Origin of the sequence: Pseudoxanthomonas sp. LjRoot127, assembly GCF_964253495.1 — a bacterium.
Lineage (GTDB): Bacteria > Pseudomonadota > Gammaproteobacteria > Xanthomonadales > Xanthomonadaceae > Pseudoxanthomonas_A.
Window position 1 is genome coordinate 3,906,127 of record NZ_CAXUQR020000001.1, and the last position, 21,454, is coordinate 3,927,580.

The following is a 21,454-nucleotide window of genomic DNA, read 5'->3' on the forward strand; positions in this document are numbered from 1 at the left end:
TCCCACAACACGAATCGCCCCACTTGCCCCCATGACCATCGAAGCCCGCCAGCAGAAAGCCGAATCCCTCCTCCGCGCCGCCGGCATCCTGCCGGTCGTCACCGTCCACACCCTGGATGAAGCGCGCAAGGTGTCCGAAGCGCTGTTGCAGGGCGGCCTGCCCGCGATCGAGCTGACGCTGCGCACGCCGGTGGCGATGGACGCGCTGGCGATGTTGAAGAAGGAACTGCCGGACATCGTGATCGGCGCAGGCACGGTACTGACCACCGAGCAGATCAGGCAGTCCATCGATGCCGGTGCCGACTTCCTGGTCACCCCCGGCACGCCGCCGGCGCTGGCCGATGCGCTGGCCGCCGCCGACATCCCGGTGGTGCCTGGTGCCGCGACGCCGACAGAACTGCTGTCGCTGATGGGCCGTGGCTTCCGCGTCTGCAAGCTCTTCCCGGCCACCGCGGTCGGCGGCCTGGCCATGCTGAAGGGTCTGGCCGGACCGCTGTCGGAGCTGAAGATCTGCCCCACCGGCGGCATCACCGAGGACACCGCGGCCGACTACCTGTCGCAGCCGAACGTCGTCTGCATCGGCGGCTCGTGGATGGTGCCGAAGGGCTGGCTGGACAACGGCGAGTGGGACAAGGTCACCGAGAGCTCGGCGAAGGCGGCCGGTATCGTACAGCGGGTTCGGGGCGGCTGAATTTTTCCGTGGGAGCGACGCAAGTCGCGACCGCAGAAGTGAAATGCCGTGAGGCGCGTGCGCCGTCACGCCCTCGCTGCCGGAGACATGGCCCGTGCCCTCATGCTGCGGCATGCGATGCCGTGCGGTCGCGACTGATGCCGCTCCTGCATCGGATCGCGTCATGTCAGCTCCAGCGCCAGGCCTTGCCGTTTCCAGCCGTATGCCAGCACCGCATGCCAGCCGACCATCAGCAGCCCCAGCCACCACTTAAAAATGTTCTCCCAGCGGTCCTTGGCTGACGGATCATCGACCACCACCCCGGCCACGACGTTCGCCACGCCCAATCCGAGCATCGCGATCGAGATCCACGACATCGCCACGATGATGCCCGCAGGCAGTGCTTTCGTCGCGGCCGCACGCCGCATCAACGCCAGCTGCGCCAGGTAGCCGAATCCGAAGTACACCACCACGCCGTAGCGCCGCAGGAAGCGATACGCCTCGCCTTCGGTGCCGAGGAAGTTCGCGTACACCGCCAGCGCAATGGCCGACATCACGCCAAGCACCACCATGACGCGACCGCCACGCAGCCAATGCCTGGCCAGCCACCACGCCAGCGCGTGCAGCACCGCGCAGGGGATCACCAGCAACTGGAACAGGTGATTGCCCCAACCGTGCCGTGCAGCGCGGCTGATCGACACACAGCCGCCGATGTACGGCACGCATGCCGGGACATGGCCGCCCTGGATCGACAGCACGTAGGCGACGTGCGCCGCCATCACGAACAGCAACGTCAACAGCAGCGGCAAGGGCCAGAGCGGGATGCGCGGGCTGTCGGCGACCATCGCGGCGAGAGGGGAAGGAACGTGCCGCGCAATGTACTCCGTCCCGCGACATGACGTAGCGCGGGGCTGGCCCGGCGATGAAAGACCGGTCCGCGTTCAGGGCACGCCGGATCAGCGGAGCAAGCTCCGCTCTACGAGACGGTCAGCGCGTGCGGATGCTGACCTTCGCCGGCAGCGTGGTGATGCGGAGCTCGCCGTCCTTCCACTGCGCGGGCTTGCCGTTGATGCGCGTCTCGCCAGGCGCGGCTTCGTAAGGCCAGGGCAGTACCAGGCCCCCGGCCGGAAGCTTCAGCCCGGCCTTCGCATCGAGGACGACCTCATCCCCCTGCTTGCGCAGCGCGTAGCCGAGTACACCGCTGGGCGTGCGCAGGCCATGGATGGCGATGCCCTCGCCGTCCAGCCAGCCCGTGGGCACGCCGGCCGCCAGCACCAGGCTATCGTCCGCTTCGCGGGTGTAGGCGAACATGTCCAGCGCCGAGCGTACGAAATCCGACGCCACCCAGGCATGCGGCAGGTCGCCGACGAAGAACGGTTTGCGCGGCGTACGCGACACCACCTCCGCCCACTGGTTCCACGCCTGCGGCGCACGGTCCTTGAAGAAGAAGTCCAGCACGTCCCATGCGCGTTCGCGCCAGCCCAGCCGGACGAAAGCCGCCACGTTGCGCCATTCGTACGGCGTGTAGTCCTTCCATTCGCGCTTGCCGTCCCGGCGCTGCACGAACTCGGTCCAGTAGCGCTCGAACGTGCCGTGCAGCAGATCCGCCGGCAGCGCGTCCTGCTCCCCACCCGGCGCCAACGCGATGGTCGTGGATGTCGGGTCGAAGTCGCCGATCTCCGCCGCACCCGGCAGATACGCGATGCCGTGCAGGGCGGTCGCCGCCCGCAGCGAGGCGTAGAGATCGTCGCGGAACTGGTCGCGCGAAGCGGCCATGCGCCGCGAGGCCGCGCTGTCGCCCAGCGCATCGGCGATCTCGACGGCATCCTTGTAGCCGCGGAGGGCCCAGAAATTGTCCCAGTACGAATGCATCGGCTTGGCCGAGTAGCCTTCGTGGCTGATCGAGGCCGGCATCATCCCGTAGAACGCCGCATTGACCGCACGGTTGGCCTCGGTCCGCTCGCTGAGACGCAGCTCTTCCATGTAGGCGAAAGCGCCCTGCACGTGCGGCCACATCTTCTTCAGAAACACCTTGTCGCCGGTATAGCGGTAGTACTCGGCGATGTTGAAGATCAGCTCGCCGTGGCTGTCGTTCTCGGGTACGGGATCGCTGCCGCGGTCGTCCACGCAGCACGGCACCTTGCCGTTCTCGAACTGGTAGGGCGCGTAGTACTCGACGTACTCCTTCACCACTTCCGGGCGGCCCAGGCGCAGCAGGCCCTCGGAAATCATCGCGCCATCGCGGATCCAGCTGCGCGAGTACGACCGCGTACCCGGCTGCAGGCGCGGACCGATGCGCGAAATCAGCATGTGGGCCAGCGCGGTGCGCAGGGTGTCGGCCACGGCCTGGCCTTCGGCCGGGACCTGCAGCTTCATTTCATCCAGCTTGCTGCGCCAATAGTTAGCTACCGCGGCCTGTTCTTGCTCCATCGTCGCTGGTGGCGGAATCGGCGGCCCCGGAGGTGGCGCGTTGTCATCGGTGAGCGGTGCGGTCCATCCGATTTCTCTGCTTTCGCCAGGACGCAACCGCACACGCAGTACACCGGCGCCAGAGGCCATGCCAGACGGATCGATTACGTTGCTGCCACTCTGGCCAACCTGCAACGGAACGCCCCCCTCATCTGGTCGCGCCATGTACCCATTCCAGTCGACACCATTCAGGACACCCACTATCTCGCCGGAATCCAAGCTACTTGCAAGCGTAGAGGTAGGTACGAATCGCAGTTGTACGGAGTGATCGCCGTTGATGACAATGTTGCCCTCACGCACTGTCAGTGTATTGATTGCACTGAATCCGCCCGGCGTATTGAGAAACTGCGAGGGCGGGTTGACTTGCCAGGGCCGGACGGCGAGAACAAAAGCATAGTCACGCTCTTGGTCGGACGTATTGGTAAGTACGTAGCGAGCCAACAACCGCGAGCGCTCGACCTTCCCGTCAACGAACGCCGTGGTCTGCAGCGAGAACTGTGGGTGGGTCCAAGTTACCGAGGGAATAGGCAGGTATCCATCCTGGAGCGACTGCTTCGCGCTAACGTCAGCCCACGAAATCAACTGTCCGTCGCTGACCACGAAAGGTTCGATGCTTGGCCCTCCCTTAAACAACTCGATGGCGCCGTCCTCACCGATCAGCCCCTGCTCGCGCCCGCCATCCAGTCCCACGATCGTCCAGTACGGCTGCTCGCCGCTGAAACCACGCGGGAACCAGCCCTTAGGCGCTTCGGACGCCATCGCCTTGATCAGGTCGTTGGGATGCGCGGCGAAGGCAAGCGGCTTCACCTCGAGCTCGGCCAGTGCGAACGAGCGGCCCGGTCCGTCGCCGATGGTGAGCCGCACGTAGCGCGCTTCCGATTCCGGCAGCGCCAGGTAGTCGTTGCCGCCGTTGCCGTCGACCACGGTGTGGACATCACGCCACTGCTGGCCATCGTCGGACAGCTGCACCAGATAGTCGGAGGCGTGCTGATCGGGCTTCCAGCGCAGCACAAGACCACCGAATTCGCGCAACTTGCCCAGATCCAGCGTCAGTTGCGGATCGGCATCGCCGTGCAGGTCCGCCGACCAGGCGGTGCCGGGCTTGCCGTCCACCGCCATGCGCGCCGCACCGGCGGGGAACGCCACGGAGGCACTCGCCGCGCCCGTCAACGGCGCACCATCGTCGATCGGCAGCGCCTGGAACGTCAGCTGGTCGAAACAGACCGATCCCTTGCCGCCGACGTTGTTGTAGACGGTGAATTCGAGCGTCTCGCTCCGGCGCAGCACGCGGTCCGGATCCGGACCCCACGCCTTGTCGATGTGGCGCTGCTTGTAACGCACGGGTGTCCACGCTGTCGGGTAGTCGTACTTCGGCCGGTTGACCCACCAGACGTTGTCGCCACTGGCATCGACCACCTTGAACTGCAGGTCGTTTCGCGGTGAATCGCCGCGCAATTGGAAATCGAACCGGTAGTTCTGCGGATACGCGATCGACAGGTCGCGCTGGATACCGGCATGTCCCGATACCCCGTTGAAATCGTAGTCGAGGCACAGGGCCTTGCCTTCCGCGCCATCGACCTGCCGCAGCGCGCCGCTGACCTGGTTGGACGTCACCACGCGCCACGTCGACGGATCGCTGAAGTCGTCGAGGACGCGCACGCCGTCCGGCGCGGCGAGGACAGGCGTGGCGCCTGCGAGCAGGACGCTGCACGCCAGTGCCGCGCGGCAGAAAGCGACATCACGGGATTCCCGCTTGCGCGGAAAGGACGGTTCGATGTTCATGGTGATTCAAGCTCCACAATGACCCGCTTCGGATCAGCCTTTGACACTGCCCAGCAACAGGCCCTGGATGTAGTAACGCTGCAAAGCGAGGAACAGCAGCAGCACCGGCAGGATGGTCACGACGGAGCCGGCCATCATCAGTTCGTAATCCATCACGTGCTCGCGCGACAGGCCGGCCAGCGCGACCGGCAGCGTCTGCAGGGCATCGTCGCTCAGGACGATCAACGGCCACATGAAGTCGTTCCATGCGCCCAGGAAACTGAAGATCGCCAGCGTCACCAGGATCGGCTTCAGTCCGGGCAGGACGATCTGGAAGAAGATGCGCGCCTCGCCTGCGCCGTCGATGCGGGCCGCTTCGAGCAGCTCGTCCGGAATGGAGCGTGCGTACTGGCGGACCAGGAAAATGCCGAAGATCGCCGCCATGCCCGGGACGATGGCGCCCGCGTAGGTATTCACCAGGCCCATCTGCTTGAGCAGCAGGAACAGCGGCATCATCGCCACCTGCGCCGGTATCACCAGCGCCGCCAGCAGCGCACGGAAGGTACGGTCCCTACCCTTGAAGCGCAGCTTCGCGAACGCGTAGCCCGCCATCGTGTTGAACAGCAGCGACAGCAGCATGACGCTGGTCGACACGATGAAGCTGTTGAGCAGGTAGCGGCCCATGCCCGCGCGCACGAACAGCTCGCGGTAGTTGTCGAGCGTCGGCGCCGACGGCAGCAGCGGCGGCGGGAAGTGCCCCGCCTCGCCGGTCTGCATGAAGGACACCGACAGCATCCACAGCAGTGGACCGATGCTGAGGATCGCCAGCGCGACCAGCAGGGCGTTGACGGTGACGGCGGCGACGCGCTGGTTCATTCGACACCCCGCCTGCGTGCGAACCACAGCAGCCCGCTGGTCACCGCCGTCATCAGCAGGAACAGCAGGAACGCCACCGCGGACGCGTTGCCCAGGTTCCACCACTTGAAACCTTCTTCGTACATCAGGTACAGCACGCTCTTGGTGCTCTCCAGCGGCCCGCCCTGCGTCATCACGTACGGCTCGGCGAACAGCTGGAAATACCCGGCCATGGTCAGGATGCCGACGAGCAGCAGCACGGGCCCCAGCTGCGGCAGCGTGACGTGGCGGAACTGCGCCCAGCGCGAGGCACCGTCGATGCGCGCGGCTTCGTACAGGTCTTCCGGAATGCTCTGCAGGCCGGCGAGGAAGATGATCATGTTGTAGCCGAAGTTCTTCCACACGGCGAACAGGATGATGGTCGGCATCGCCCAGGTGGGATCGCCGAGCCAGTCGATCGGATCGATGCCAACCCACGACAGCCCCCAGTTCACCAGGCCGTACTTGGTGTGGAAGAGATAGCGCCAGATCACCGCGACCGCGACCACGGTGGTGACCACCGGTGCGAAGAACGCAGTCCGGAAGAAGCCCTTGAAGCGGCCGAGCTTCGAGTGCAGCAACAGCGCGGCGCCGAGCGACAGCGCCACGGATAGCGGAACGCCGACCACCACGAAGTACACCGTATTGCCCAGCGACTTCCAGAACATCGGGTTCTGCAGCAGGCCCACGTAATTGTCGACGCCGACGAAGCGGAGGTTGCCGATGTCGGCCAGCGCATAGATGTCGAAGTCGGTGAGACTGAGCGCCAGCGCCGCCAGCACCGGCAGGCCGAAGAACACGACGATGACCGTCAGCGCGGGGGCGGCAAAGAGCCAGCCGGCCAGTGAGTGCGTGGACCTCATGGCGCAGCCCCCGGCTTGCCCGGCTGGTCCAGCATCCAGCGGCGCTTCTCGAGGATGCGGTCGGCGCGTCGGTCGAGTTCTTCCGCGGCCTGGTCGACGGTCAGCCGGCCGTTGGCGACCTGCTCGCCCACCAGGCGCATCTCCGTGGCGATGCGCTCCCACTCCGGCACCTTCGGCGTGGACACGGCACGCTCCAGCTGCTCGCGGAACGCTTTCGCATAGGGATCATCGGCCAGTGCGGGCGTGAGCCACGGCGAACGACGCGGCGGCAGGTCGCCGGTCAGCGCGTGGAACTCGGCCTGCACGTTCGGCGACGACAACCACGCGATCAGCGTCCACGCCGCGTCCTTGTTCGGCGAGTCCCTGAACACGACGAAGCTGGTGCCATTGGCCAGCGATGCGCCGGGGCCACGGGGCCCCGGTAGCGGCATCGTCCCCCAGTCCGCCTGCTGCGCGGCGGGCAGGCGCTCCTTGAACTTGGCGATGTTCCAGGGACCGGAGATGTAGAACGAGTAGAACCCCTTGCCGAACTCGTCCCAGACGTTGGAAATCTGGTTGTTGGTGACGACCGGCGCCCACTGCTGGTCGAACATTTCCTTGTAGAACCCGAGCGACTGCCTGAATCCTTCGCTGCGGAAATTGCCGTAGCGTCCATCGTCGCGCAGCAAGGGCTCGGGCTGCTGGATGGCAAGGCTGAGCAGTGGCTCGAACTCGTTGAGCGGCAGCAGGATCGAATAGTTGCCCTGCCCTGCGACCTGCTTGACCCGCCGCATCGCGACGCGCCATTCGTCCCAACTGGCGGGCAACGTCCGCACGCCGGCCTTGGCCAGCATGTCGCGACGGTAGAACGGCAGGCGCGTCTCGACGTACCAGGGCACGGCATACGCGCGCCCGTCGATCACGCCCGTATCCCACACGCCCGGAAAGAAGTCCGGCTGGTCGAAGCCAGGCGTCGCCGCGATCTCGTCGTCGAGCGGCTCGAGCGCGCCGAGCGCCGCGAATTCGGGAATCCAGGTGTTGCCGATAGGGCTGACGTCGGGCAGCGACTCGCCCGCGAACGCGGTCAGGAGTTTCTCGTGCGCCGACAGCCACGGCACGATCTGCAGGTCGACGTCGATATCCGGGTGCTGGCGTTCGAACTCGGGCAGCAGCCGTGCGACGACTTCGCCTTCATACCCCATCACCCAGAACCGCACGACGGTGCGGTCGTCGTTCGTGCGCGCGCAACCCGCGATCGCCAGCGCGCACAGCAGCGTCACGAAAGAACAGCAGCGCACCAGGGCCCTCCTTCCACCGGAGAAGGCCCTGATGCGTGCTGGAGAGACCTTTGCTGGCGCACGCGGATCCATGCGAGCAGCTTACTCCGGCTGCTGCGGACGCGCCGCCTCGGGCTGTGCGGCCTGGTTGGCGCGCGATTCCGCCGTCCCCAGTGCGCGTGCCGCCGCGGCATCGAGATCGGGGGGAGCGGTCGGCGCGGTCGCGGCGCTGGCCGCGGCCTGCTCGGTCTTCGCGTCGAGCCAGCCCCCTTCGAAGCCGGCCTTCTTCAGGCCATCGCGGATGTAGGGGTTCTTCTTCATCACGCTCCAGACGAAGTCGTTCCGGTAATTCGCGATCATCGCCAGGATGGGGCCCTGGTCGATGCCGATGTAGTCGCTGGCCACCCAGCCCTTGCCCGGGACGATGCGCCCCGTCTTCAGCGGGATGTCGTAGTCGAAGCTCGGATTGAACGAATCCAGGAAGCCGTAGCTGGAGTACAGGTAGTCGCCGTAGCGACGATGCATTTCCTCGGTCGCGGGAATGACGATCTCCGGGGCGAACGGCAACGAGGCGATCGCCGCGGTCGGCGCGATGGTGCCGTCGTCGAAATTCTCGCGGAAGCCGGCGCCACGGGCAGAGTAATGGCGGAACGAGCGCTGCTCGCCACGGTACTCCTGCTGTGTCTGCTGCGGGCCATCGGACGCGGTCAGGCCCCACACGTTCTCGCCGTAGTCCTTCCACTTCATCGGGTTTTCGATGGCGTACGCGCGCTGCGCGTACGTGGCGCGGCGGCTGTTCTCGAAATAGTCCATGCCGCGCTCGCGCATGTAGTCGTCCTGGATGCCGCGGAAGTCGATCCAGACGTGGCTGTACTGGTGGCCGAAGTGCGGCGCGAACGTCAGGTATTCCTGGCCCTGGAACACACCCCACAGCTCGCTGTAGCTGCGCGTCCACACTTCCCAGGCCTCGGGACCGACCGGATGCGTCGGCGATGCCATCGCCAGCACGTACACCATCATCGCCTCGTTGTAGCCCTTCCAGTCATGCGGAATGACGCCGCTCTCGGGGAACCACCCCATCGAGATCAGCGGCTTGTTGTTCTGCAGGAAGGTCCAGTCGACGCGCTTGTAGATCGTGTCGGCGATGTCGCGTATTTCCTTCTCGCGCGCGTCGTCGCGGTCGTAGTAGGACTGCGCGAACAGCACGCCCATCAGCAGCAGCGAGGTGTCGACGCTGGACAGTTCCACCCAGGTGTTGAAGCGCTCGCCGGTGTTCATGTCGAGGAAGTGGTAGTAGAAGCCCTTGTGGCCGCCCTTCCCTTCCTTCTGCGGCCCCTGCGGCACGTCGCGCAGGAACTTCAGCGTCGTCAGCGTGCGATCCACCGCCTGGGTACGGCTGACCCAGCCGTTCTCGATGCCGATGGGATACGCGGTCAGCGCATAGCCGATGGACGCGATGCTGGCGAACGGACGCGACGGGTAACGGTCGGGCGTGAGGCCGTTCACCTCGTTGGTGGTGTCCCAGAAGAACTGGAAGGTGCGGCGTTCGATGTCGCGGAAGAGCGGCGGCAATTCCGGCTTTGCCGGAGGCTCGGGCTTGGCCGCCACCGCAGGCACGGCCGGCTTCGACGCCGGTGCAGGCGCGACCTTGTCTTCCGGCGCTTTCTGGCAACCGGCGATCAACAGAGTCAGCGCGACGCCGATGAACCAGGACATGCGCGGGGCTGGGGTGATCTTGTTCAAAGCGATTTCCCGTTGTAACCGTTTACAGACGTGCGTGGAAGAAACCCGCCGGTCAGGCGACGCCCGAAGACGTCGCCCGAGGGCGGGTGGGTATTACCAGTCGAAGCCGAAGGAGAGCTTGAAGGTGCGGGTGGGTTCGAAAATCTCGATGCCCGTGCGGTTACCCAGGTTCGGATTGACCGGGCCGCGCCCACCGTTGCCCGTACCGTACGCGCCGTCGTACTGATTCCAGTTCCTCCAGTTGAACGCGTTGATCAGATCGACCCGGACCTTGAAGCTCAGGTCCGTGCCGGTATGCCACCGCTTCTCGGCTGCAAAGTCGAACTGCTTGAAGCCGATGGTGCCATTGGGCGTATACGGATCGTAGAAGCACAGATAATTGGCTGCAGGCGCAGGCAGCGAATTCAGGCAGTTCGTACCGGATTTCGGAATCGGTGTTGCCAGCACCAGTTTGCCGCTGAACACGACATCCCAGCCCGGCGAGTAGATGCCACTCAGGACAAGGCGATGCTTCGGCACGCCGGTCGAGGTGTACATCTGGTCATTCGCGAAAGCGTAGTCGAAGAGATAAGTCTCGCCAGTCGATGCGTTCGGGCGATTCTCTTCCGCATCGCTGTAGGTATATGCCGCATTGAAGCCCCACGGCGATTCCGCCGTATACGGCTTGTCGATGGAGAGCAGCAGCGAATTCAGGTTGTACTCGAAGCCGTTGTCTCCGAGGATCAGACTGCCGTAACCGGGGATGGCGAAGCCGAACGGCGCCCCGCCCCATGTCTGGCCCAGCGCCTCGAACTCATGGAACGTTCCATTCGGACGCCTGTTGCCCAAATGGGAGTAAATGCCGTCGCGACTGCGTATATGGGAGAGCGTGACCGACGTGTTCCAGTCGAGGCCCCACAGCGAGACGATGTTGCGCATGCCCAGGCTGAACTGGTCGGAATACGGGGTCTTGAGATCGTTATTGAGCAGATTGACCTCGCCGCCCGCCGTCGGATTGGCGGCGCTGTAGGCGTCCAGGCCTGCCTGAGTCAGCAACGCGCTATTGAAAGGAATGCAACTTGCGCTGGCGGCACAGGGATGCAGTGGCGTCGGGAAACGGATGCTGTAAGTGGTGAACGCACCGCCGTAGTATTCGCGCGCCATGTAGTCGAACAGATTGCGGTCGTACGCGCGGCCTGCACCACCGAAGATCACATGACGCTGATCGCCGGTCAGGTCATAGGAGAAGCCCAGGCGTGGCTGGATGGCCCCCTTGAAGTCCTTGCGATTGCTGCCATCGCTGATGTAATCCTCGATGTCGTAGTCGGTATCGCGGATGTTGGTCCAGCCACGCAACGCGGTGGCGATGCGGGGATCAAGGCGATAGTCGGTGTAACTCGGGATTTCTTCGTAGTCCCAGCGCACGCCAAGGTTGAGTGTCAGCTTGTCAGTGACGGCCCAGTCGTCCTGGAAGTAGATGCCGAACTGCTTGTTGGCGGACTCCACGAACGGGTCACGACCGAGACGCGCTGTCGTGAACTCGATGCGGTATGGCTGCGTCAGGCTTTCGTTGACGTCGTACCAGTAGCGCGGATAGGGCGGGAACTGCTGGAACGCCGTCAGGTCGACCCGCTTGTACTTGATGCCGGCCTTGAGGGTGTGTCCCTCCCACCCGTAGAACGTGAAGTCATTCTGCAGCGACCAGCCTTTCTGGCCTTTGTCCTGGAAATTGGGTCCGCCGCCGGCATTCAGCACGACCAGGTCCAATTGGCTCGGATTACGCGGATTGACGATGGTGTAACGGCTGCTGGGCGCATTCACCAACGGAGAGGGGTTGTAGGACGATTCCTCGAAGGTGATGTGCGCGTCATTCATCCAGCGCTCGGCCGAGTAGACCGATCGAAGGTCGTAACGCGTCTCATCGTTGACCAGGCCGGTACCGGCCTCGGGCAGGTTGACGCCACCGATGCCCGAAACACCGACTTCGTCGCGCCGGCGTGCCGAGAACTCCACCAGGTGATTGTCGCTTGCCTGCCAGCTCAACTTTCCGAAGTAGGTATCCTGGTTGAAGGGACGGCTGTAGAGATTGTCGTACGGCGCAAGGATCTGCGACGGCAGGTTGGCGCCGGCAGCGTCCGTGGGCAGCAGCATGAGCGCAGGGCGGAGGATGTCCTTCGCCTCGTAAGTAACGAAGAAATGCAGCTTGTCGCGAATCAGGGGGCCACCGACCGAAAGCCCATACTGCTCCACACGCTCGATGGCTTCGGCCCCCAAACGCTTCTCTTGGGGCGTCGGACTTTGCCATTTCTCGCTGGTGCGATCCCAGAAGAAACTTCCACTGAACTCGTTGGTGCCTGACTTCGTAACGGCAGTGACCGCCGCACTGCTGATCTGGTCGTACTCGGCCTTGTAGTTCGACGTGATGACCTTGTACTCGCCGATGGCGAGTTGCGGGAACGGATTGCCTTCACTGTCGTCCTGTCCGGTGATGCCACCCGGGGTGACGTAGTTCTTCTGGCCCACGCCGTCGATGTAGACATTGATGTTGCTGGCGCCTTGCGCGCCACTGCGAAGTTGGCTCTCCTGCCCGCTCGGCGGCGTGGTGAAGAGCATGCCCGGCACGGTGTCCGCAAACGCGAGGAAATTGCGCGAATTCTGCGGCAGCAGTTCGATCTGCTTGTTGGACACGTAGGTCGCGACTTCCGACGTCTTTGTCTCCACCAGCATCGGCGCGGTCACGCGAACCGTATCGAGCGTGGTGGCGTCGCCGGCGGGCGCCTGGGCGGCGGATCCCTCAAGATTCAAGGTTGCCGTCTGGCCGACCGCCAACGTCACCGCACGGCTGCTGGTCTGCCCGCCGGCCGTCACCTCGATGCGGTACGCACCGGGCGGCAAACCACCGATGTTGTAGCTGCCATTGGTCGCCTTCGCACTGCGGGTGAGACCGGTATCCACGTTGATCACGGTGACGGTGGCATCGCTGGCAACCGCGCCTCGCAGCGTGGCGGACGTCGACTGCGCAAGCGCATGGGGTGCCGCCATCGCCAGGCAACTCGCCAGTGCGCAGGACAACAGTTTGCGATTGAGTTGGAACGTGTTGCGGCCGTGATGCTTCATGCGGTCTCCCCTCCAGGATGGGTACAACGTTTGCGACACTCATGCCGCGTGTAATCGATTACATCTTTCGCACCAAAAAAGCGGCATCGCTGCCGTGTACCGTGACGCTCCCCGCGCCCGTCCGTCTGATGGATGTGCCGGACACGCCCGCAGGCATGCCGCTTCGTGGCGTTGTCGCGTGCCAGAGAAAATCCACGGGATGGGCCATGCGTTGACGGCTCAATGACCAGGCAGGACGTCGCGTCATGACCTGCCACCCTTTGCGCGCCTCGCAGGTGAGCCACCCGTGCGTCATGTCCGCCCTCCACGGCTGACCTTCACTGTAGGCAATGTAACCGTTTTCAGCAGGGGTGGCAAAAGCGTTCTTGCGATCCCCTTCGCGCCTTGCAGGCCGCGGACAAAAAGGGAAAATTCCAGCCGTTTTCTGCTGCATCGCAACGTAGATTCGTGGCGTGTCCAGCTCCCAGCACTCGCCCCACGCCCGCCCTCACGACACCGTCGCAGGGGCCCGGCAATGACGGTCGATGAAGGCCTGATGCTTGGGCATGGCCTGCACGCATCGCTGGAGCGTCTCGCGGACACTGGCCACCAACCGAACCACATCCTCCTCCGGCATGCGATCCACAAGGGGCGAATACGCATGCGGCACGATCCGCTGCCCCAACATCACCTGCACCCAGCTCTGCAGCGCGAAGAATTCCTCGCCGTCACGGTAGAAGCGCCCGGTAGCGCGGAACAGGTCCAGGTTCGCCTGCAACGTATCGGGAATCGGCATGTCCCGGCATCGCCGCCAGAAAGGCTCGTCGCGTTCGACGGCCTTGTAATGCAGTATCAGGAAGTCGCGGATATGGTCGTATTCGAAGTGGGTACGCGCGTTGTAGCGCGCCACCAGCCCCGGATCCATGTCGCGATGCGGGAACATGTCCAGCAGGCGCAGGATGCCGGTCTGGATAAGCAGCAGGCTGGTGGATTCCAGCGGCTCCATGAACCCGCTGGCCAATCCGATGGCGACGACATTGCGGTTCCAGAACTGCTTCCGCTTGCCGGTGACGAAGCGCAGGGGCCGCGGCTCTGCCTGCGGCTTTCCGTCGAGGTTGCCCAGCAGCGTTCCGATCGCCTCGTCTTCGCTCATGAAATCGCTGCAGTAGACCATGCCGTTGCCGGTGCGGTGCTGCAACGGAATTCGCCATTGCCAGCCGGCGGTACGCGCGGTGGATCGCGTGTAAGGCGTGGGATCGCCGACGCGGTCGCAGGGAACGGCGACCGCACGGTCGCAGGGCAGCCAGTGGCTCCAGTCCTCGTAACCGGTCTGGAGCGCCTGTTCGATCAACAGCCCGCGGAAGCCGGAGCAATCGATGAAGAGGTCGCCGGTGACGCGGCGACCGTCTTCCATTACCACAGCGCTCACGAATCCCGTTTCCGGCACCCGTTCCACGTCGACCACCTTTCCTTCCACCCGCTCGACACCCAAGCGTTCGGCGAATGCGCGAAGGTAGCGGGCGTACAGCGTCGCATCGAAGTGATAGGCATACGCGACGTTGGCGAGCGGCGACGTCGGCGGTACGTCGTTGGCGCCGGGCAGGAACCGGTCTTCGCGCGACGCGAGCGTCTGCAACTGATAGGAGCCGATATCGCCCACGTCCTTGCCTGCCAGCAGCAGGCGCAGCCAGTAGTGATGGAAAGCGGCGGGGCCGGGATCGTGGCCGACCGTTCCGAAGCCGTGCATATAGCGGTCGCCGACGCGCGCCCAGTCGCGGAACTCGATGCCGAGCTTGAAGGTGCCCTGCGTGGCACGCACGAACTCGGCCTCATCCAGCCCGAGTGCCTGCGCGTTGAACGTTCGGATGTGCGGCACGGTCGCTTCGCCGACGCCGACGATGCCGATCTCGTCCGACTCCACCAGCCGCACCTTGCAGCTTCTGTCCAGATGCCGGACCAGTGCCGACGCCGCCATCCAGCCGGCGGAGCCACCGCCCACCACGACGACCTCGCGAATCGCATTCCCGTCCATCTCCCCTCCCCCATATGACGGGACCCGCTTGCGCGGGTCCCGAACATGACCGATGACGCCGTCCTGTTACCAGGTCAGACGTGCACTAACGAACAGCGTACGCGGCGGCGTGTAGCTCGTGACGCCGAGCCCGGAACTGACCACGCTCGTTTCGGGATCGTAAACGCCACCGGTACCAAAGGCGGTACGGTATGTGCTGTAGTTCGCCGCGTTAGTTACGTTGATCATGTCGGCGCGGACCTCGAACGTCATGTCCTCTGCGATATCGAAGCGCTTGGACAGCGAAAGGTCAAGCTGCTTGGTGCCGAGCGTGCCGGGAGTATCAACCGACACGATCAACGGCGGCACGGGCGTCGCGGAACCGTACTCCCACCAACCCACGACGAGATTACCTGGCGGCGGCGTAGCCAGTGTGACCTTGGCGGATGCAGTGATGCCCCATGGCAGATCGTAGATACCGGTCATCACCAAGCGATGCCGCGAAACCGCCTTCAGATCGATGAAGGGATAGTCCTCAATGGTGGCTGCGTCGAAAGAATAATGTTCGTCGCCACCACGATTGCCCTTTGCACGCGAGAACGTATACGCAGCAGTGAAGCCCCAGCCCGACTCTTCGGTGTACGGCTTATCTGCCGACAGCAGCAATTGCGTCGTCTTTGTCTCGATGCCGTTGTCGCCAAGGATGAGTGAGCCGAAGCCGGGCGGCGAGTGCTCCCACGGCTGGGCGATATCGTTGGCGTTCCAGGACGGCGCATCGTAGAAGTTGCCATTCGGGTAGCGGTTGCCCAGGGTGAAAACAAATCCTTCCTTGCTATGAACATATGCCACCGTCGCCGACGTGTTCCATTCGCCGATCGTGCCACGGATGCCCAACGAGTATTGGTCGGAATACGGCGTGACCAAATCGTTGTTCATCAGGTCGATCTCGCCATTGCGGTTGCGCGCGTCGACCAGCGAATAGAGCTCATCCATGCCATTGAGGTACCGCGGATCCCAGTTGACGCAAGTAGCAGATATGGGCGCGCAACCCGAGCTCTCGACGAAGTTGATCCGGTACGTCGAAAGTGCCGACTTAACCTGCTCAAGACCCATGTAGTCGTACAGGTTGCGGTCGTAGCTACGCCCCGCACCGCCAAACAGCACCCAGCGTTCGTCGCCGGTCAGATCGTACGAGAAGCCCAGACGGGGCGCCCAGTTGTTTTTGTCTGCCTTACGGTTGTTGCCGGTACTGATGTAGTCCTCGATGTTGACGCCGCCGGCGCGCAGCTGGTCCGCGTAGACGCCGCCCGAGTTGCTACCCGTACCAGGACCATACAGTGCATCGACAACCTCCTGGGGCGTCTGGAAATCCAAGTAGGACGGAATTTCCTCGTAGTCCCAACGCAAGCCAAGGTTCAGCTGCAGGCGATCTGTGACATCCCAGTCATCCTGGATATAGAGCCCATACTGTTTCGCCTTGGTAGTGACGATCGGCGAGGCCCCTTCGAACGGAGCGTTGAAGTTCACTTGATAAGGAATCGTGTTCGTGCCGATCGGCAGGTACGCGCTCGGCGTCTCCGACCCGTCGTTGACCGCGTAACGGAAGGTCGGATTGATGGCGGAGTTCTCGCTCTGCGTCAATTCGACCGACTTGTACTTCACACCCATTTTGACAACATGGTCGCCCATCCACTCGAACGAGTTGAACGTCAAGTCGTTCTGGAACGCAGGGCCCTTCTGGCCTTTACGTTGGATCGACAGCGCGCTGGTCGAGTCACTGGTAATCAGCACCTCGCTCTCGCGCAGCCCGCGCGTGAAGACTGACTGGTTGCCAATAATGTAAGCAGCGGGGTTGAACAGCGCATCCTCATACGTCACGCGCGCTTCGTTGAGGTACGAGTCTCCATAGTGCATCCAGCGCAGGTCGTATCGCTTCTCGGTATTGAAATTGACCTTTGCAGCGCTGTCCGTCGTGGTGCCGCCATTACCGCTGACAGCCTCTTCATCGCGATACTTGGCGGAAAGCTCAAGGCGGTCGTTGTCACCGACATCCCAACTGATCTTTGCGAAGTAGAGATCCTCTGCGAACGGCGACGTCGTGGGCCCGTACTGCGCACGGATGCGATCCGGCAGGAAATCCTGATAACTGCCCCGGTTCGAAGGCACCGCCACCGGATCGACGTTCAACACGAAGTCCTTGGCTTCGTAACTGAAGAAGAAATGCATCTTGTCCTGGATGATCGGGCCACCCAGCGCGAAACCGTATTCGTTCTGCTTGGTCTTGTCCTTCTCGGTACCAGCAGCCTCTTCGCCGACGGTCCGCTGGCGCATTGAGGTATTCGTGTAACGCGTGAACACCTCACCCTTGAACTCATTGGTACCCGACTTGGTCTGGGCGATGACGGCGGCTGAGCCCACCTGATCGAACTCCGCCTTGTAGTTGGAGGTCACGACCTTGTACTCGCCGATCGCCAGTTGCGGAAACGGATTGCCCGCACTCTGGTCTTGGCCCGACACGCCACCGGTCATCACATAATTCTTCTGACCAACGCCATCGATATAGACATTGATCGCGCTGGTCTTTTGAGCACCGCCGCGCAGTTGCGACTGGCCATTGCTCTGCGAAGTGGTGAACTGCATGCCCGGCACGGTATCGGCGAACTCAAGGAAGTTGCGCGTGAGCTGCGGGACGGTGTTGATCTGCTTGAGCGACACGTTGGTGCCGACTTCAGAGGTTTTGACCTCTTGGAGCGGCGGTGCGGAAACCCGCACGGTGTCCAGCGTAGTGGCATCACCAGTGGGTGCCGCAGGCGCAGCGCCGGCAAGATCCAGGCTCACCGACGTCGCGACCTGCAGGGTCACCGTGCGTTCGGTGCCACCCGAGGAAACCTTATAGGTACCCGGCGGCAACCCTACCAACGCGTAGCTGCCGTCGGCGGTAGCTGTCACCTGACGCTTGCTGCCAGTAGCAGTGTTGACCGCCGTGACCTGCGCGCCAGCGTCAGCCTTGCCGCGCAGCGTGGCGTTGGACGACTGCGCGATCGCGTGGCCGCTCGCCACGACCAGCACGCTGGCCAGTGCGCACGTCAGCAGTTTGCGCTTGGGTTGGAACATGTTCCGGTTGCGCTGTTTCATTGGCTCTCCCTCCAAAGATTGATGTGGTGCATATCGGCTTGATGCCGCTTGTAATCGATTACATCCCCGCCCAAAAAAAAGCGGTCCTGTCTCTACCTAAGTCTTTGCGTGGCGGCCCTCTCCCACACTCGAAGCCCGGACGATCAGTTCTGGAATCAGCATGGCGGACGGCGCGACGCGCGCGCCGTCGGAATCGATCGCATCCAGCAGGCGGCTCATCGCCTGTCCACCCAGCTCCGCGATACTGACGCGCATCGTGGTCAAGGTCGGGTGAACGAAACGCGCCAGCGGAATGTCGTCGAAACCGGCCAGCGCCACATCCTGCGGGACGCGCACGCCGGCCTCGTTGAAAGCGTACAGGCAGCCCAGTGCCGTCATGTCGTTGGCGGCGAAGACGGCCTGCGGCCGGTCCGCCGACTGCGCCATGCGCTTGCCGGCCTCATAGCCCGAAGACTCACTGAAGTCGCCGGCGAATTCCTGCGGTGGCGTCCCCGGCACGAAACGCGCCATGGCATCGCGGTAACCGCGCAGGCGTTCGCGCGCATCGAAGTTGCCCTCGGGGCCACCGATGAAGGCGATGCGGCGGTGCCCGGCGTTCGCCAGGTGTTCCACCATTGCCACGGCAGCGCCGTAGTTGTCGATGGTCAATGCAGGATAGGACGCATCCTGCACGTCGGTATTGATCAGCACGACCGGCAGGGAGGACGGCAGGTTGTCGACGAGGAAGCCAGGACGGTCGCTGTACGGGGACAGCACCAGCAATCCGTCGACGCGGCCCCGCATCGCACGCAGCGCCTCGCCCTGCTCTTCCGGGTGACCGTGGTAACTGGAGACCAGCAGATGTTGGCGACGCGCGCGGGCGACCTGGTCGATGCCGCGTACCAGTTCCGAGAAGAACTCACCGTACAGATCGGGCAGGACCACGCCAATGGTCTGCGTGCGCCGGCTGCTCAGGCTGCGCGCAGCGGCGTGTGGCTGGTAGCGGAGGCGGTCGGCGGTGGCGAGCACCTGCTGGCGGACGGACTCGGCGACATTCTCGTGGCCATTCAACGCACGCGACACGGTGGCGACGGAAACCCGCGCCTCACGTGCGACGTCCTTGATGGTGACCGAGGTTCGCGCCATTCCCCGCCCCTCCGCGGTGATGACTGCTGCAAGTGGCGCGGACTGTAACCGTTTTCACGGAAACGTGTAAAGCCCGCGTTATTCGACACGCAAACCCTCGGAAATTCATGCACTTGAATGAACCTCCGAGCGACCGGGAACATTTTGCATTGCAGCATGATCCGCTGCTGCAATTCCCACTTTTACTTCGGCACGACCTCGAATGCGGCATCGCGCGTGCGATCGGAACTGCCACCGACGAAGACCGTGAACGTGCCGGGTTCCACCACCCGCTGCATGCGATCGTCGTACATCGCCAGATCCTCGAAGCCGAGCTCGAACGTGACAACCTTCGACTCGCCCGGCGCCAATGCCACCCGCTGGAAACCCCGCAGCTGCTTCACCGGACGGGTGATGCTGGCAACGTCGTCGCGCACGTAGAGCTGCACCACCTCTTCACCTGCGCGCTTGCCGGTGTTGCTGACGCGCACGCTGACGCGTTGCCGCAGATCGCCGAGCTTCAGCGTCGGCGATGCCACGCTGGGCGCGTCGTAGCGGAACGTCGTATAGCTGAGGCCATGGCCGAACGCGTAGAGGGGCGTCCACGGGACGTCGAGGTACTTGCTGGTGTACTTCTCTTCCTCGCGCGGCGGACGGCCGGTGTTCTTGTGCGCGTAGTAGATCGGCACCTGACCGACGTTGTGCGGGAACGTCACCGGCAGCTTGGCGGACGGATTGACGTCGCCGAACAGCACGTCGGTAATCGCATGGCCGCCCTCCACGCCCGGGAACCAGGCTTCGAGGATGGCCGGCACCTTGCCCTTCAGGCGACCGATCGACAGCGGCCTGCCGTTCAACAGCACCACCACCACCGGTTTGCCGGTCGCTGCCACCGCCAGGGCGAGCTGCTCCTGGACACCCGGCAGGTCCAGCGTCGTGCGGTTGTTCGCCTCGGCGCTCATGTCCGGATGTTCGCCGAGGAACATCACCACCGCGTCGGCATTCTGCGCCGCCGCCACCGCTTCGGCGAAGCCGGACGTATCCTGGCCATCGATCTCGGCGCCCTTCGCCACGGTGATGCGGGTGCCATTGCCGAGCGTGGCCTTCAGGCCTTCCAGCGGCGTGACGGCATCTTCTTCCTTGCCCGCCACCGCCCAGTTGCCCAGCATCGCGCGGCGGTGATCGGCCAGCGGCCCGATCACCGCCAGCGTGCGCACGGACTTGGACAGCGGCAGCACGTCGTTGTCGTTTTCCAGCAGCACCAGCGACTTCTGCGCCATCCGGCGCGCATCGGCGCGATGCGCAGGGGTCAGCGTCATCGCGCGCTCGTGGGCACCATCCGGCGTGCAGGAGCGGTAGGGATCGTCGAACAGGCCCAGCCGGTACTTCGCGTTGAGCACGCGACGCACGGATGCATCCAGTTGCGCCATCGGCACCCTGCCCGCCTTAACTTCGGCGGGAAGATCCTTCACGTAGATCTGGCTGACCATGTCGACATCCACGCCGGCCCGCAAGCCCAGCGCGCCGGCCTGCTTGCGGTCCGCGGCGATGCCGTGCGGCATCAGCTCCATCACACCGGTGTAGTCGCTGACCAGCAGCCCATCCCAGCCCCACTCCTTGCGCAGCAGGTCCTCGATCAGCGGCCGGTGCGCGTGCATCGGGACGCCGGCTATCTCGTTGAAGGCCGCCATGATCGATTGCGCACCTGCATCCACGGCAGCCTTGAACGGCGGCAGGTAGAGCTCGTGGAGCGTGCGCTCGGAAATGTCGGCGACGTTGTAGTCGCGCCCCGCCTCGGCCGCGCCATAGGCGACGAAATGCTTGGCGGTGGCGAGCACCGCATCCGGCTTGCGCAGGTCGTCGCCCTGGAAACCGCGCACACGCGCGGCCGCCAGCACCGAACCCAGGTAAGGGTCCTCGCCTGCGCCCTCGACCACCCGGCCCCAGCGCGGATCGCGCGAGATGTCGACCATCGGCGCATAGGTCCAGTGGATGCCATGCGCCGACGCTTCGATCGCGGCGACGCGGGCGGCATGCTGCACTTCCGCGGGGTCGAAGCTGGCCGATTCGCCCAGTGGCACCGGGAACACGGTGCGGTGGCCGTGGATGACGTCGTAACCGAACAGCAGCGGAATGCCGAGCCGGGACTCTTCGACGGCGATCTTCTGCAGGCGGCAGGTCAACGCCGCGCCTTGGGTTCCGAGGTACGAGCCGATCTCGCCACGCCGGATCTGGTCCTCGTTGCCGGCCATGGCCGCCGGGCCCGTGTTGTTGCCGACGCCTGGCGGCTGGTTCAGCTGGCCCAGCTTTTCCTCCACCGTCATCTTCGCCAGCAGGGCGTCGACGAACGCCTTCTCTTCGGGCGTGGCATAGACCGGAGGCGTCGCAACGGCGGGCGCCGACAAGAGCGCGGCGAACATCCCGATCAGCAGGGGTCGCGGCGAAACGAGGGGTTTCAGGTTCATGGGGGCCC

Annotated in this window: 13 protein-coding genes; 1 reads left to right on the top strand and 12 read right to left on the bottom strand. The window is 64.2% G+C overall.

Annotated features, from left to right (window positions below; all coding sequences use genetic code 11):
* The first annotated feature begins 31 nt into the window (after positions 1–31).
* Positions 32–691 carry a bifunctional 4-hydroxy-2-oxoglutarate aldolase/2-dehydro-3-deoxy-phosphogluconate aldolase gene (locus ACSQ19_RS18455; RefSeq protein WP_435999030.1) on the top strand — a complete coding sequence of 220 codons (660 nt, stop codon included), beginning with the start codon at positions 32–34 and terminating at the stop codon, positions 689–691.
* A 161-nt stretch (positions 692–852) separates the two neighbouring features.
* On the opposite strand, the gene ACSQ19_RS18460 is transcribed toward ACSQ19_RS18455, so the two are convergent.
* From ACSQ19_RS18460 to ACSQ19_RS18515, 12 genes are all read right to left on the bottom strand, one after another.
* Positions 853–1,515: a hypothetical protein gene (locus ACSQ19_RS18460; RefSeq protein ID WP_435999032.1), complete on the bottom strand. Its 663-nt coding sequence runs from the start codon at positions 1,513–1,515 to the stop codon at positions 853–855.
* 142 nt (positions 1,516–1,657) lie between these two features.
* A complete protein-coding gene (locus ACSQ19_RS18465) occupies positions 1,658–4,921 on the bottom strand; it encodes a discoidin domain-containing protein (protein WP_436040793.1) in 3,264 nt (1,087 codons plus the stop codon).
* Positions 4,922–4,954: 33 nt separating this feature from the next.
* A complete protein-coding gene (locus tag ACSQ19_RS18470; protein ID WP_296281199.1) occupies positions 4,955–5,776 on the bottom strand; it encodes a carbohydrate ABC transporter permease in 822 nt (273 codons plus the stop codon).
* Positions 5,773–6,657 (bottom strand): carbohydrate ABC transporter permease, encoded by an 885-nt coding sequence (locus ACSQ19_RS18475; RefSeq protein WP_435999035.1) that lies wholly within the window; start codon positions 6,655–6,657, stop codon positions 5,773–5,775. The genes ACSQ19_RS18470 and ACSQ19_RS18475 overlap by 4 nt, the downstream gene beginning before the upstream one ends.
* Positions 6,654–7,934 (bottom strand): sugar ABC transporter substrate-binding protein, encoded by a 1,281-nt coding sequence (locus tag ACSQ19_RS18480; RefSeq protein WP_435999037.1) that lies wholly within the window; start codon positions 7,932–7,934, stop codon positions 6,654–6,656. The genes ACSQ19_RS18475 and ACSQ19_RS18480 overlap by 4 nt, the downstream gene beginning before the upstream one ends.
* A gap of 81 nt (positions 7,935–8,015) precedes the next feature.
* On the bottom strand, positions 8,016–9,629 hold the full coding sequence (locus tag ACSQ19_RS18485; RefSeq protein WP_435999039.1) for a glucoamylase family protein: 1,614 nt from the start codon (positions 9,627–9,629) through the stop codon (positions 8,016–8,018).
* A 120-nt stretch (positions 9,630–9,749) separates the two neighbouring features.
* The gene (locus ACSQ19_RS18490; RefSeq protein WP_435999041.1) at positions 9,750–12,752 is read right to left on the bottom strand and encodes a TonB-dependent receptor; all 3,003 of its coding nucleotides are present in this window, start codon (positions 12,750–12,752) and stop codon (positions 9,750–9,752) included.
* Positions 12,753–12,810: 58 nt separating this feature from the next.
* The gene (locus ACSQ19_RS18495) at positions 12,811–13,185 is read right to left on the bottom strand and encodes a hypothetical protein (protein WP_435999043.1); all 375 of its coding nucleotides are present in this window, start codon (positions 13,183–13,185) and stop codon (positions 12,811–12,813) included.
* Positions 13,186–13,239: 54 nt separating this feature from the next.
* Positions 13,240–14,763 carry a tryptophan halogenase family protein gene (locus tag ACSQ19_RS18500; protein ID WP_435999045.1) on the bottom strand — a complete coding sequence of 508 codons (1,524 nt, stop codon included), beginning with the start codon at positions 14,761–14,763 and terminating at the stop codon, positions 13,240–13,242.
* Between the two features lie 66 nt (positions 14,764–14,829).
* Entirely contained in the window at positions 14,830–17,877 is a 3,048-nt protein-coding gene (locus ACSQ19_RS18505; RefSeq protein WP_435999047.1) for a TonB-dependent receptor, read from the bottom strand.
* A 96-nt stretch (positions 17,878–17,973) separates the two neighbouring features.
* Positions 17,974–19,002 (bottom strand): LacI family DNA-binding transcriptional regulator, encoded by a 1,029-nt coding sequence (locus tag ACSQ19_RS18510; RefSeq protein ID WP_296281206.1) that lies wholly within the window; start codon positions 19,000–19,002, stop codon positions 17,974–17,976.
* Positions 19,003–19,184: 182 nt separating this feature from the next.
* A complete protein-coding gene (locus ACSQ19_RS18515; protein WP_436040794.1) occupies positions 19,185–21,446 on the bottom strand; it encodes a glycoside hydrolase family 3 N-terminal domain-containing protein in 2,262 nt (753 codons plus the stop codon).
* Between the last annotated feature and the right edge of the window lie 8 nt (positions 21,447–21,454).